Here is a 13717-nt window from a genome sequence, read left to right as displayed (position 1 = left end):
GTCGGGACAGTTAGCCCCTGGTCCACGTCGCGACGAGGTCAGGCAGATGGTGGTCATCCGCTCCGACCGTGGGGATGGACTGGACCTCCAGGTGCCTCACACACCGCGTGCCGGAGAAGTCGGGCAGTGCCGGGGTGTACCCACACGGGCGGGCGGCGGCATGTCTGCTGGTGGCGTGGTGCCCAGGGGTCGGTCTGGCCGGGTGCCCAGGTGGCCGGAAGGGCCTGCGGGCGCGGGGTGGGATCTGCCACCTCATGCTGCGGCATCAGGTTTCGCCCGGGCCGGGAGGCGGGCGCGGGCGGCCCGGCGCAGGTCGGCTCCGCCGGCCCGCCGGCCGGTGGGGGCGGTCCAGTAGGGGTGGGTGTACAGGAGGCCCGTGAGGGTGATCAGACGGCGCCGCAGCGCGGTCACGCCAGCGCCGGCGGGCGCCTGCGCGAGTTCGGCGTAGGTCTGCTGCCACGCCTGTTGCAGGGTGATCAGGTCCTCGGGGAAGCGGAACGGTGGTCTCACCCTCCTAGGGAAACACATGTTCGATTTCCGAGGCGAACGGCCCGCCGAGGCGCCCGGCCTCGCTGCGATTCGGCGTCTTGGTCGGCAAGTCGGCGGGCCGGGTAGCCGGTGTCAGCGTCGAAGCTTCGGCCGCTCCCGCCGCCCCCTATCTCGGAATCCCCCCGGGGTTGCTGCACTCCATCACCGTCAGCATCCGCCCCTGGCAGAAGGAACCGGGCAAGGCCATGGCGTACCAGAACGCCCTTCACCGCGTTGGCGAGATCGCTATCGCCGAAGGCCAAGGTGATCCGCGAGGTGCCTCAGCCAAGGAACGGGGGCCCCCGTGACGGGGCGCTGCTGCCGCAGCCAGCCCCGGCTGTGAGGATCGAAGTTGGCTCCGAAGCATTCCAGTTGGCCGAGAAGGCGTGCAGAGGGCCCAACCGCTGCGGACGGAGGCATGCGGGAAGATGCGGCGCATGACCCTCTCATCGCGCTTCACCCTGCCGGGCCAGGTCCGAGCTGTGGCCACGTCCGATCCCTCCGGCCCGCTGACCGTGACCGGCTACGGTGCGAATCCCCTGGTGACCGTGATCACAAGGGTCGACCTCTCAGGCAAGGTGGTGTGGCAGCGGACCTACCGCGGGACGGGCATGCCGCAATCCCGTCTGTCCACGGAGGGCACGCTATGGATCGCCTACCCGAATGGCGACGGCCGGCTCCTGGAAGGTGTTCTGCCGAACGGATCCACTGGGCCCACCGCCCGTCCGGAGTGCCGCCCCGACGAGGAGATCGGGGCGTTCGTCCTCCTCGACGACGGGTTCGTCATTTCCTGGGTCAGCGCTTCCCGCCTGGTCCGTGGAGAACGAAGCCGGCCCACGCCTGCACCGGAGCCTCGCGTGGCCAGGTACACGCGAGAGGGCGAATGCCTCTGGACCAGGCCGATCGTGCTCGGTGCGGTGTCGTTCCCGGGCGTGCTGGAAATGGGAGACCGGACCGGATGGGAGCCCCGGCCGCGCAGACCTTGGATCCCGGAGGAGATCGGCGTAGACCACTGGGAGCCACTGCTCGTGTCGGCCGACCGGATCGCGGCCAGCTTCACCGACACCCGGGGCGGCATCGGACGGACGTTCTTCCTCGACCTGGACAGCGGCGAGACCGTGTCGGCCACCTCTCCCGCTCCCAGAGGCCGAAAGGCGATAGCAGGTCCTGGCCAGTTCCTGATCGGATCCCAGGGCTATGGCGCGTTCACGACGGGCCGCTATGGCCGAGACGGCGCCGAAACCGCACGCTGGGCCAGCCACGGAGCCATGCTCGTCGACAAGAACGGCACCCCCGGCGGCCCCGAGCTCGAAAATCACCTGCCTTCGAGATCACGCTTCCGGCGGCTCGCACCGGACAACAGCCTCGTGGACGGACCAGCGCTGACGGGCTACTACACGTCCTACCCCGCGATGGACTACGAGGGAACCGCAGTGTTCTGGCGAGACGGCAAGCTACTCGCCGTGGACACGGACCTCGCCGGACACGAGCTGTTCGCCATGGACGACAGCCGAGCCGTCATCGGACGTACGCTGCTTCTGGACGAAGGCAGCGTTGTCGTCTCCCTTGACAACGAGGTCCTGGTCTTCCGTACACCCCTCGGCCCCCTGGCCGACGGCCCCTGGCCGTGCGGGGAAGCGAACCTTCAGGGGAATCCTCTGCTGAGCTGAAAAGTGGTGTAACGGGGGCGCCGTCTGCGGCTGAGCATGTAGTGGCAACGTACGCAGGCGCGCGAAAAGGAGATGCTGGCTCCTGGCCAGCCCAGGCAGGATCGCTCCATGTCGACCGACGTGAGCGGAATGATCGAGTGCCGGCCGGGGGCCCGCCTGTGGGGCCCCGACGACGAGGACTCCGTATGGGAGGTCGGCATCGATCTCTTCCTCCTCAACAGGGGCAACGCCTACGACGGCCTGGCCTGCCTCTTCGGAGTCCGGAACTCCTTCGGTTTCCGTCCTTTGGCGGAGGATCGTGGCTTCCCGGACGACGCCTCGGACGGGCTGCGAGGTGCGTTCGCTGGGTACGGCGGCCCCCACGATGTGCACGGGACCACCTGGCTGACCTGGGCCGAGCTGGACACCACGGACTGGCAGAAGACCGACGCCTCAGGCACACGGACCCGCGCCTCAGCCGCAGGGATCGACACCGACTGGGGCCGGGTCTGGAGCGTCATGCGCATCCTCAGCGAGGTCCACGGGGCCGAGAACGTACGCCTTGTCGTTTGGTTCCACTAGTCGTGGCTGCGCACCTGGCGGGCCAGACTGGCCAACTACGACGCCCAGTCACACCTGGCCCGGAGGGGCGAGGAGGCGGACGGGGACGACGACGGGAGCGGGCGGACAGGGCTCGGAAGCGGCCTACGATCCCCGGGCCCGTCGGCATGCGTCCCCGGCCTCGGGGCCAGGAGCGACGCCCCCCTGCCCTTCCGCGCCCGTCGCGGCGGCGGGCCGGGTCCGTTCGTCAAACCGCTGCAGACGGGTTGGCGATTGGTATCGGACAGCGTGCCTGCATAGCCCGCCCACCCCCCTCCAGGGGTCGGCGGTGCGGTTGCGTCCCGTCCGGGTCATCGACCCCGACGGGTCGATGACCCGGGCTGCCGCCCAGCGTCAGCCGAGGGGCTTGACCTCGCGGTCGTCGACGTGGACGGACCACCCCTGGCGGCCGGACTTGTCGTAGGTGAAGCGGTACTGGACGTGGTCCTCGGCGACGGGGTGGTGGAGGTAGACCCACTGGAACCCGTCGGTCACTCCCGCCTCGTCCCGCAGGATCTTGTACGCCTCAACGGGTGACATGGCGACCACGTCCGTCAGGGGCGCGTTCTCCAGGAACGGCTCCTCGTGAAAGACGACATCGCCGAGCTCCCCCGTGTCTGTGCGGTCCGTGACCTCGAAGGACCCCAGGTCAGGCTCCTCGCTGCGGGGACGGTCGGGGACGGGAGCGATGTCCTCGTTGAAGACGACCCTCCAGTGAGTGATTTCGTCCATGTTCTCCGTCGGCCCCGAAGGGCACTCGCCGGCGAACATCACCAGCACCTTCTTGCGGGCCGGGGATTCCGCGTCCACCTTTGCCCGGGCCCGTACACCCAGCTCCCACAACTCCACCGTCGTCATGGAGACCTCCGTTCGTCGTCGCGACGGTCCTTGACGCCAGCCCGACCGCGTGGAGGTACGGCCTGGACCTGACGCCCGTTGTGTTCGAGGCACTCGCCCACCTCGGCCAGGGGACGATCAACGTCACCTGGCGGTTCGCGGAGCAGCCGGCCCGCAGCCGGAGTCCCTGAGACGAGTACGGCCACGGCCGCTTCCGCCCTCGCCGCCGGGGCGTACGTATCGAGCCCGGGATCCGTGGGCTATAGTTGATCTCGAGCTCGCCGCCGCGGAACGCGGAGGTGGGACCGGCGTTGGTGGTCCAAGGAAAGACACCCCACTTCCCGTGGGGGGATGCAGGTGCAAGGCCTGCCCAGCGCTCGATCAAGGCCCCGGCCTCCTCACGGAGACCGGGGCCTTCTTGCTGTGCCGGTGCGGTCCCGCGGTTGACATGGAGCGCACTCCAACACCTAGCGTCCCGGGCAGATGATGTTCCGCGAGCAGGAGGCAGCAGCATGAGTGACGTTTCCCCCCGGCACCTGGGAGCCCTGGAGGTTTCCGCGCAGGGTCTCGGTTGCATGGGCATGAGCCACGGCTACGGCACCTCGGACGACGCACAGTCGATCGAGACCCTGCACCGCGCGCTCGACCTCGGGGTGACCCTCCTGGACACCGCCGACTTCTACGGATTCGGCCACAACGAGGAGTTGATCGGCCGGGCCGTCGCGGGGCGCCGCGACGAGGTGGTGCTGGCGACGAAGTTCGGCTTCGCCAACCGCTTGGGCGAGCCCACCCTGATCCGCGGTGACGCCGCCTACGTGCGCCAGGCGTGCGAGGCGTCGCTGCGCCGGCTGGGGGTCGACCACATCGACCTCTACTACCAGCACCGGGTCGACCCGCGGGTGCCGATCGAGGAGACCGTCGGCGCCATGGCCGAACTCGTTCAGGCCGGAATGGTCCGCCACCTCGGCCTGTCCGAGGCCGGCGCCGACACCATCCGGCGGGCGCACGCGGTCCACCCGATTGCCGCGCTGCAGAGCGAGTGGTCGCTGTGGACCCGCGACCTGGAGGCGCGGACCGTCCCGGTCTGCCGTGAACTGGGCATCGGCCTGGTGCCGTTCTCCCCGCTGGGCCGCGGCTTCCTGACGGGCCGGTACAGCTCGGTGGAGGGTCTGGCCGAGACCGACATCCGGCGCACCCAGCCGCGTTTCGCCGACGGCAACCTCGAACGGAACCTGGCGATCGTGGCCGAACTGGACAAGCTGGCCGCGGCGAAGGGCATCACCACCGGCCAGCTCGCGCTGGCCTGGGTCCAGCACCGGGGCGCCGACGTCGTGCCGATCCCCGGGACGCGCCGCCTGCGCTACCTGGAGGAGAACCTCGGGGCCCTGGCCGTCGAGCTGTCCCCCGAGGACCTCGCCGCCATCGAGGCCGCCGCCCCGGCGGAGCAGGTCGCGGGCACCCGGTACGACGCGGCCAGCCTCACGTTCGTCGACAAGTGAGTCGGCCGCCGGGGCACCGGCGCGCCGAAGCGGGGCCGGACGGCGCGTCGGCGAGCCCCCGACGGGCTGTCAGCCGTTCCGGTCCCGGCCGCCGGCCGGGAGGCTCAGGGACCGGACGGACGAGGTCGTCGAGCTCCTCGCGGACGAGCTGGTCCGGGCTGGCGGTCCGGGTGCGCAGGTGCCCGTAGATCTCCAGGGTCACCAGGCCGTGCAGCCGCCCCCAGAGGCGCATGGCGAGTGCCACGGCCGCGGGGGGAGGGCCGGGGAACGCGGGACGGACCGTGCCCAGGAGCGGGGCTTCGTCCACGGCGTCCGCCTGCGGACACCGTGCGGCGGTCCGTCGCCGACCCCACCGTGTACGCCACCGCCGCGCGGGCGCTGCTCGCCGGCAGCATGGAGGTCGAGCCCGGCATCGTGGTGGCGGACTCCGACCAGCACCTGTTCGGCACCCTGGATCCGCTCGGCCTGCCGAGGGAGTACGCGGCCGCCGTGCGCGGCGCCGGGGACGCCCTGAACGTCCTGCGCACCTCGAACCGGCTCTGACCTACTTCAGCCCCGCGATGGACATCGCCCCCGGAGAGCGCACCGGCCGCTTCCGGACCGGCGCCTCGTCGACGACGCGGAGCTGCGCCGCTTCGTCCAGCGCCGCTTCACGGTCGGCTACTGAGGACCGGGCGGTCAGCCCGCCTCCTGCCGGGGGTCCCCGAGGCGGCCGGTCACCGTCAGGTTGCCGTCCGGGGTGCGCCGTGCCCGGTAGCCGGTGCGGAAGTAGCCGTCGGCGGTGAAGGAGCGCGCGTTGTCCTCGGGCGCCCGGTAGTAGCCCCGGACGGTGTGCGGACCGCGGGCGAGGAGTTCGCCGGACTCCCCGGCGGGCACGTCCCGGCCGTCGGCTCCGACGATGCGGATCTCGTCGTCGGGGGACAGCGGGCGGCCCTGCGTGGTGAGCACGGTCTCGTCCGGATCGGCGGGCCGGGTCAGGGTGAGCAGTCCCTCGGGCATGCCGAAAACCCGCTGCACGCGGCCGCCCCACGCGGCGCGCATCCGCTCGGCGGTCGCCCGGTCCTGGGACGCGCCGCAGAGCTGGACGAGACGCAGACTGCCCGCGTCGGCCCGGCCCGTGGCGAGTGCGTCGAGCCAGAGCTCGGCGGCAGCGGGCATCAGCGACGCCACGGTGACCCGCTCCCGCTCGATCAGCGGCAGGCATGCGGAAGGGTCCGGGCCGTCGGCCAGGACGACGGTCCCGCCGACGGAGAGGGTCCCGATGATCCCAGGGCAGCCGAGGGCGAAGTCGGAGCCGGCGGGCAGCGCGGCCAGGTACACGTCGTCCTCGGTGAGCGACACCAGCTCGGCGGCGGCCCGCACCTGGCAGGCGTAGTCGTCGTGGGTGCGCGGGACGAGCCCCGGCCCCTCGGTCGCACCGCCGGAGAGCAGGAAGAAGGCCACCTGGCCGGAGCTCGGCGCCGGCCCCGGCTCGGGCGCGGCGTCGATGGAACCCAGCGGCGCGTACTGGCAGTTCGACGGGTCGGTCGTCATACCGCCGTACGGGGAGGAGGTGCCCGGCGCCTCGAAGGTGAACACCCGCCGCAGGAAGGGCCATCGGGCCGCGATGTCCGCGGCCATGGCCGTGTGGTCGAAGCCCCCGTACACCGCGGGAGCGACGTAGCCGACGGCCTGGGTCACCCTTACGAGCTCCGGCACCTCGGACGCGGGGTGCGTGATCGGGCAGAACGCGGGTACCACCCCGGCGCGCATCAGCGCGAACGAGGTGGTCACGAACTCGGGGACGTTCGGCAACTGGACGACGGCCCGCATCCCGGGCCGCAGGCCGCGCAGCCGGAATCCGGCGGCCATACGGTCCACGCGCCGGTTCAGCTGCGCGTACGTGATACGGGTGCCGCCGTGGACGAGCGCGGTCCGCGGCCCGTACTGCAGGGCCCAGCCGCGCAGCAGGTTGTCCAGGGTGTAGCCGCTCCAGTGCCCGGCCGCCCAGTAGCGGTCGACGAAGGCCTCGGGCCAGGGCGTGCAGCCGTCGAGCATCGATGCCATGCGGTTCCTTCCGTGCAGGCTCCCGGGCCGGAAGCCGTGCGGGTCGTGGTGCGCGGTGACGGCCCTGACCTCGGCATTCCATTCCGTCAGCACACCGGTACGCAATGCGCTTTCCCCACCACCGGGCCTGCGGGCCCTCGGCGGAAGATCCAATGCGCGCCACCGGCCGGCAGCACCCGCAGGCCCGGGACCTACGGGTCGCCCGGCCCCTCGCCCGGCCCCTCGCCCGGCAGCCGGGCGGACCGGCGTACCGGTTCCGCCGCCACCCGGCGTACCAGCTCGTCATGGACCAGGCGGCCGGCGAGCGCGCCGGCGAACACCACCACGCCGACGCCCAGCAGCCAGGACTGGATCACCAGCACCGTCCCGAACGGGCCGTACGAGACGGCACTGGAGGCGATCAGCGGTGAGAAGACGAACCGGGAGAAGACCCGCAGCCCGAGCAGGCCCACCATGGTGGCCAGCGCTCCCGGGAGCAGCGCGGGCCAGGAGACCCGGCCGGCGAGCAGCAGCCGCTGGGACCACCAGAAGAACAGCGTGCCGGTCACGAACGTGACGAAGCCGCGCACCGGGGAGTCGTGCCACGGAGGCGGGAACGCCCACAGGTACAGGACCCCGATCAGCGCGCCGAGCCACAGGACGTGCCGCCACTTGGCGGACCAGCGGGCCGGGCTCAGGTCCCAGATCCTCTCGTACCCGCTCTGCAGCACGGTGCCGAAGGACAGGCCGAACACCGCGAGCAGCGCCAGGCCGAACGCCGTCGTGGTCCGCCATGCCTGGCCGGGCAGGGCGAAGAGCCGCTCGATCTCCAGCCGGGCGCTCGCCGAGACGCCCAGCCCGTCCCCCAGCCACTGGGCGAACCCCTGCCCGCCGACGGCACCCGCCGCGGACACCACGACCAGCAGCGGCACCAGCGTCAGGAACCCGAGGGCCGCGAAGCCGAGCGAGCGCTGCCACAGGTCCAGTCCGCGAACACGGGCCCAGAGGCCGCCGGCCCGCGCCCGGCGGTACGCGCTCGCCATCCGCCCGGCGACCGACAGCCGCCGGGGCTCCCGGGGCCGGGTCATCCCGCCGGGGCGCATTCGCTCGCCGGGCGGGACCGGGCCGCGGGGAGTGGTGTGAGGCGCATGGCCGCTCCAGCCGCTGTTCCTCCCACCGTAGAACGTCCCGGACGGGGGCTCCACCGCCGCGCGCCCCGGCGGGGGTCAGGCCCTGCGCTTCCAGGCGGAGACCGCGAGGGAGAGGGCGCCGGTCACCAGCAGGCTCCCGACCGTGACCATGCCCACGCCGATCACGTAGAGTCCGCTCCCGTCGTCCGACCAGTCCAGCAGGGAGGCCGCGCCCAGCCCGGCGCTGGTGCCGAGCACCGCGGCCATGACGTACTGCCGCGAAGCCGCCCAGTACACCGGTGCCAGCAGGGTCAGCCCGAGCCCGATCACCTGCCATGCCTGGTAGGGGCCGGTCGTGGACCCGTCGGGCTGCACGTCACGGTGCTGGTCCCAGCCCAGCCAGGCGGCCCAGGCGCCCATCGCCACCGCGGCCAGCACCAGGGTCGCCGTCAGTTCGGACACGGGTCTGTGCGTTCCGTTGCTCATGGCCCCAGTGTTCCGTCCCGCCCGGCCGCCCCGGCAGAGCGCCGGTACTCAGTTCCACCCGAGTAGGAACGCCCTCTTCACGCCCGGCCGCGCCCGGTCCGGCTCAGGCGATCCTGCGGGCGCCCGCCGAGGGTACGGCCTCCAGCACGGCCGGGGCGGCGAAGTCGGCCGCCGCGAACGCCCTCGTCACGGCCAGGGCCACGGACGCCGCCTGGCCGGCCGGGACCAGGGCGATCACGGAGCCGCCGAATCCGCCGCCGGTCATCCGGGCGCCGAGGGCGCCCGCGGCGACGGCGGCGTCCACCGCGAGGTCGGTCTCCGGGCAGGAGACCCGGTAGTCGTCCCGGAGCGAGGCGTGCCCCGCGGTCAGCAGCGCACCCAGCGCCTCCGGCTCGCCGGCCGTCAGGCGGCTGACGGCCCGGCCGACCCGGGCGTTCTCGGTGACCACGTGCCGCACCAGCGGTACGAGCCCGGCGGGCAGCTCGGCCAGAGCGCCGGGCAGCTCCCCCTCGGAGAGGTCCCGCAGGGCCGGCAGACCCAGCAGCCGCGCCGCCCGCTCGCACCCGTCCCGCAGGGAGGCGTAGGCCCCGTCCCCGAGGTCGTGCGCGACCCCGGTGTCGAGGACCAGCAGCGACAGGCCGTGCCCGGTGAGGTCGAAGGGGACCTGGCGGACCTCCAGGCTGCGGCTGTCGAGGTGCAGGGCGCTGCCCTCCGCGCAGCACAGCGAGGCCATCTGGTCCATCACCCCGCAGGGCACGCCCGCGAAGGCGTTCTCCGCGTACTGCGCCACCCGCGCCAGCTCAGGGCCGGACAGCCGCAGCCCGTACAGCCCGTCGTACGCGAGGGCCACCGCGCACTCCAGCGCGGCGGAGGAGGACAGCCCGGCGCCGGCGGGCACCGAGCTGTCCAGGTGCAGGTCGGCGCCGCCGACGGCCAGGCCCCGCTCGCGCAGCGCCCAGACCACCCCGGCGGGGTAGCGGGTCCAGCCGCCGGCCCCGCCGGGGGCGAGGTCCGCCACGGCCAGCTCGGTGACCCGGCCGTCGCCCTGGGCGCTGTGCAGCCGCAGCAGGCCGTCGTCCCGGCGGCGGGCGGCGAGGATGGTGGTCTGCGGCAGGGCCATCGGCAGGGCGAAGCCGTCGTTGTAGTCGGTGTGTTCACCGATCAGGTTGACCCGGCCCGGGGCGGCCCACACCCCGGCCGGGGCACGGCCGTGGATCCGCCGGAAGTCCTCGCACACGGCGTTCAGCGCGGCGTCGGGCGTCACCGGGCCTCCCGCAGGCGCCGGGCCGCCGTCTCCGGGGCCACGTCGTTCATGAAGGCGTCCATGCCGGCCTCGGTCCCGGCGGTGTACTTGAGCTTGTCGGCGGTCCGCCGGACCGTGAACAGCTCCAGGTGGAGCGCGAGTTCCCCGCCGCCGGTCAGCGGTGCCTGGTGCCAGGCGGAGATGTAGGGGGTGGGCGCGGACAGCCCGAAGAGCCGGTCGAAACGGCGCAGCAGGTCGAGGTACAGCCCGGGGAACTCGGCGCGTTCCGCCTCGGTGAGCCGCGTCAGGTCCGGGACCCTGCGGTGCGGGTGGAGGTGGACCTCGTACGGCCAGCGCGCGGCGTACGGGACGAAGGCCGTCCAGTGCTCCCCGGCGAGGACCACGCGTTCGGTGGCCGCGCGGGCCTCGGCGAGCAGGTCCTCGAAGAGGTTGCGGCCGGTCGAGGCGCGGTGGGCGGCCGCGGCGGCAAGGTGCTTGGCGGTGCGCGGGGTGGGGTGGGAGAAGGCGTAGACCTGGCCGTGCGGGTGGGGGAGGGTGACGCCGATCTCGGCGCCCCGGTTCTCGAAGCAGTACACCTGCCGGACGCCCGGGCGGGCGGAGAGTTCGGCGGTCCGGTCGGTCCAGGTGTCCAGCACCAGCCGGGCCCGCTCGGGGCCGAGGTCGGCGAAGCCGGCGTCGTGGTCGGGGGTGAAGCACACCACCTCGCAGCGGCCGCAGTCGCCGGAGAGGGAGGGGAAACGGTTCTCGAACACGGCCACCTCGTAGTCGGCGGCCGGGATCTCGCTCAGCCGCCCGTCCCGGGACGGACAGAGCGGGCACGCGTCGGCGGGCGGGTGGTAGGTGCGGGACTGCCGGTGCGCGGCGATGGTGACCCAGTCGCCGGTGGCGGGATCCCGGCGCAGCTCGGGGGTGCTCTCGACGCGCTCCAGCGGCCGCTGGTCCTTCGCCGCGCGGTCCCGGCCGGGGGCGCTGTCGTAGTAGATGAGTTCGCGGCCGTCCGCGAGCTCGGTGACGGTCCTGTGCACGTACGCGTCCTCGCCTCTGTCGGGGTCGTGGAGTTCGCGGGCGGCGGTCGGGCGGCCGCTCCCCGGCGGGCGGGCCCGCCGCGGCCCCGTCCCGGACCGGCCCGGCGTGGGCTCGATGATACGGCCGTCCGGGGGACGGACCACCCCCGGGATGCCGGCCGGCCCGCCGGGCCGGACGGAACCCCGGCGGCCCGCGCCGCGTCCGTCACGCCCCGGCGGACCGCGCCGCGTCCGTCACGCCCCGGCGGACCGCGCCGCGTCCGTCACGCCCCGGCGGCCCGCGCCGCGTCCCTCACTCCCCGTCGGCCGCGCGGACGCACTCGATCAGGTAGTCGCCGTTCGCCGGATCCACCGTCACGCCGTGGGCCTCGCTGTGGAAGCCGGGGAACTCCCGGTCGAAGGCCTCCAGGGCGCGCAGGTACCGCATCAGCGGCCCGTCCGGAGCGCCGGTGGACTCCCCGGGCATCAGGACGGGGATCCCCGGCGGGGTCACCGTCACCATCGCCGCCGCCACCCGCCCGGCCGCCTCGGCCAGCCGTACGCGCTCGGTGCCGCCCCGGATCAGCTGCTGGTAGCAGTGGCGCGGCGGGGCCACCGGCTCGGGGAGCTCCCGGAAGGCCGCGTCGAGGGAGGTGATCAGCTCGGCCCGCGTGAGGTGTTCGTGCATCTGCCGGCACAGGGCGCCGAGCGTGGTGCGGCCGTACCGGAGCGGGAACCGCCCGGTCAGCTCGGGAAGGACCCGCTCCAGCGGGGCGTCCTCGTCGTACAGGGCCTTGAAGTCCATCAGGGCGTCCATGAGGGTGCCCCACTTGCCCTTGGTGATCCCCATCGAGAAGAGGACCAGCGTGGTGTAGCTGTCGGTCTTCTCCACGACGATCCCGCGCGCCGCCAGGTAGGCGGTGAGGACGCGGGCGGGGATGCCCCACTCCCCGGTCTCACCGGTGGCCGTCACCCCCGGGCAGGTCAGCGTGACCTTGACGGGGTCGAGCAGGCAGTAGCCCTCGCCCAGGCCGGCGAAGCCGTGCCAGTCGGCGCCCGGCTCCAGGTGCCAGCAGGACGGCTCGCGGCTCAGCAGCGCCGGCGGTGCGTCGGCGAACGCCAGGCGCTCCCCGGTCGCCGGATCGGTCACCTCCTCGGGCTGCCATACCCCGAAGAACCAGTCCGGCCGGTCGCCGGCGGCGGCGATGCGGCGCCCGGTGCGGACCACGGCCTGGCGGAACCGGATCGCCTCCGTCACCGCCTCGTCGATCAGCCACTCGCCCTGCGGACCGTCCATCATGGCCGTGGCCACGTCCAGGGAGGCGATCGCCGGGTACAGCGGCGAGGTGGTGCCGTGCATCATGAACGCCTCGTTGAACCGCTCGTGTTCGACCGGGGCCCGCGGCGCCGACTTCACGTGCACCATCGCGCACTGGGAGAGGGCGGCCAGCAGCTTGTGCGTGGACTGCGTCGCGAAGACCGTCGGCCGCTCCGCCCCGGGCCGCTCGTCGGGGAAGGACTCCGGTCCGACGGCCATCCCGTAGCGGCCGGCGTAGAGCGGGTGGAAACGGGCGTACGCGAACCAGGCCTCGTCGAAGTGCAGCCGCGGCGTGCTCGGCGCGAGGGCCCGCGCCGCCGCCACCGTGTCGTAACACAGGCCGTCGTACGTGGAGTTGGTCACCACCGCGTACTGGGCGCGGGGCGAGAGCGCGCCGGCCGTCAGCGGGTTCGCGGCGATCCTCGCCGCCACCGCCGCCGCTTCGGTCACGGCGGGCGGCAGGGGCCCGGCGAGCCCGAAGCCGTTGCGGGTCGGCACCAGGTAGACGGGGCGGGCCCCGGAGATCACGAGCCCGTGCAGCACCGACTTGTGGCAGTTGCGGTCCACGAGCGCGATCTCGTCGGTCGTCACGCTGTAGTGGCCGACCATCCGGTCCGCGGTGGAGTCGCCGTGCAGGACGAAGTACGTGCGGTCGGAGCCGAAGACCCGGGCGGCGTTGCGCTCGGCCTCTCCGATCGGGCCGCTGTGTTCGAAGAGCGACCCGAGCTCCCCGACGGAGATCGACAGGTCGGTGCGGAACAGCCGCTCCCCGTAGTAATCGAAGAACGCCCGCCCGGCCGGGGACTTGAGGAAGGCGACGCCGCCGGAGTGCGCGGGGGTGTGCCAGGAGTACTCGTGGGAGTCGTCGAACCGGCGCAGGGCCTTGAAGAACGGCGGCAGCAGGTCCCGGTGGTAGCCGCGGGCGGCCGTGGCGACCCGGCCGGCGATGAAGGACGGCGTGTCCTCCAGCGGCCAGATGTAGCCGACCACCGTCTCCGAAACCCACAACGGCAGCCGCTCCAGGTCCTGGTCGGACTCGTCCGCCATCACCAGGAAGACCGGCAGGTCCTTGAAGCGGCGCTCGACGGAGCGCAGTACCTCGCCCCCGCCGCCCTCCTCGCTCGCGCCGCCCGCCGTCCGGGGCAGGTCCCAGGAGACCACGGCCGCCGCGAGGGAGGCTTCGGTGTGCAGGGCGGCGCGCGCGTCCCGCGCACTCGGCGCCCAGCGCAGCTCGAGACCCTGGTTCTCCAGTTCCTTGCCGATGCGCCGCAGCTGCTCGGAGCTGACACCGCCGCCCATCGGGTTCTCCCGCAGCGCCAGCAGGACCGTGCCGTTCGTCATGTGTTCCGCTCCACGTGCTCACGGGTGCAGCAGCCC

At 73.1% G+C, this 13717-nt stretch carries 13 protein-coding genes; 4 read left to right on the top strand and 9 right to left on the bottom strand.

Annotation, left to right across the window (positions count from 1 at the left end; translation table 11 throughout):
• Window positions 1-252 precede the first annotated feature (252 nt).
• The gene (locus tag ACZ501_RS12180; protein WP_468794544.1) at window positions 253-510 is read right to left on the bottom strand and encodes a hypothetical protein; all 258 of its coding nucleotides are present in this window, start codon (window positions 508-510) and stop codon (window positions 253-255) included.
• A gap of 455 nt (window positions 511-965) precedes the next feature.
• On the opposite strand from ACZ501_RS12180, the gene ACZ501_RS12175 reads away from it, so the two are divergent.
• The gene (locus ACZ501_RS12175) at window positions 966-2198 is read left to right on the top strand and encodes a hypothetical protein (protein ID WP_468794541.1); all 1233 of its coding nucleotides are present in this window, start codon (window positions 966-968) and stop codon (window positions 2196-2198) included.
• A gap of 108 nt (window positions 2199-2306) precedes the next feature.
• Complete coding sequence (locus ACZ501_RS12170; protein ID WP_468794538.1) at window positions 2307-2759, top strand: hypothetical protein; 453 nt, start codon at window positions 2307-2309, stop codon at window positions 2757-2759.
• 372 nt (window positions 2760-3131) lie between these two features.
• On the opposite strand, the gene ACZ501_RS12165 is transcribed toward ACZ501_RS12170, so the two are convergent.
• On the bottom strand, window positions 3132-3635 hold the full coding sequence (locus ACZ501_RS12165; protein WP_468794535.1) for a hypothetical protein: 504 nt from the start codon (window positions 3633-3635) through the stop codon (window positions 3132-3134).
• A 491-nt stretch (window positions 3636-4126) separates the two neighbouring features.
• On the opposite strand from ACZ501_RS12165, the gene ACZ501_RS12160 reads away from it, so the two are divergent.
• Window positions 4127-5113 (top strand): aldo/keto reductase, encoded by a 987-nt coding sequence (locus ACZ501_RS12160; RefSeq protein WP_361609904.1) that lies wholly within the window; start codon window positions 4127-4129, stop codon window positions 5111-5113.
• Here the strand turns inward: ACZ501_RS12160 and ACZ501_RS12155 are convergent.
• Complete coding sequence (locus ACZ501_RS12155) at window positions 5094-5345, bottom strand: TetR-like C-terminal domain-containing protein (RefSeq protein ID WP_468795487.1); 252 nt, start codon at window positions 5343-5345, stop codon at window positions 5094-5096. The genes ACZ501_RS12160 and ACZ501_RS12155 overlap by 20 nt on opposite strands.
• 95 nt (window positions 5346-5440) lie before the next feature.
• On the opposite strand from ACZ501_RS12155, the gene ACZ501_RS12150 reads away from it, so the two are divergent.
• Entirely contained in the window at window positions 5441-5656 is a 216-nt protein-coding gene (locus ACZ501_RS12150) for a hypothetical protein (protein ID WP_468794532.1), read from the top strand.
• A 135-nt stretch (window positions 5657-5791) separates the two neighbouring features.
• Here the strand turns inward: ACZ501_RS12150 and ACZ501_RS12145 are convergent, their stop codons facing one another.
• From ACZ501_RS12145 to ACZ501_RS12120, 6 genes are all read right to left on the bottom strand, one after another.
• Window positions 5792-7159, bottom strand: a complete 1368-nt coding sequence (locus ACZ501_RS12145) for a (2,3-dihydroxybenzoyl)adenylate synthase (protein WP_468794529.1) — start codon at window positions 7157-7159, stop codon at window positions 5792-5794.
• Window positions 7160-7350: 191 nt separating this feature from the next.
• Window positions 7351-8181, bottom strand: a complete 831-nt coding sequence (locus ACZ501_RS12140; protein WP_468795484.1) for a ribonuclease BN — start codon at window positions 8179-8181, stop codon at window positions 7351-7353.
• 183 nt (window positions 8182-8364) lie between these two features.
• On the bottom strand, window positions 8365-8754 hold the full coding sequence (locus tag ACZ501_RS12135) for a hypothetical protein (RefSeq protein ID WP_468794526.1): 390 nt from the start codon (window positions 8752-8754) through the stop codon (window positions 8365-8367).
• Between the two features lie 103 nt (window positions 8755-8857).
• Window positions 8858-10018 (bottom strand): galactokinase, encoded by a 1161-nt coding sequence (gene galK / locus ACZ501_RS12130; RefSeq protein WP_468794523.1) that lies wholly within the window; start codon window positions 10016-10018, stop codon window positions 8858-8860.
• On the bottom strand, window positions 10015-11043 hold the full coding sequence (gene galT / locus ACZ501_RS12125) for a galactose-1-phosphate uridylyltransferase (RefSeq protein WP_362463803.1): 1029 nt from the start codon (window positions 11041-11043) through the stop codon (window positions 10015-10017). Before galT ends, galK begins: the two co-directional genes overlap by 4 nt.
• 292 nt (window positions 11044-11335) lie before the next feature.
• Window positions 11336-13681, bottom strand: a complete 2346-nt coding sequence (locus tag ACZ501_RS12120; RefSeq protein ID WP_361611313.1) for an Orn/Lys/Arg family decarboxylase — start codon at window positions 13679-13681, stop codon at window positions 11336-11338.
• Window positions 13682-13717: the final 36 nt, after the last annotated feature.

The sequence above is a fragment of the Streptomyces sp. NPDC034085 genome (assembly GCF_055575555.1).
The sequence above is the reverse complement of the archived record's forward strand: the minus strand, read 5'-3'. Positions and strand labels throughout refer to the sequence as shown.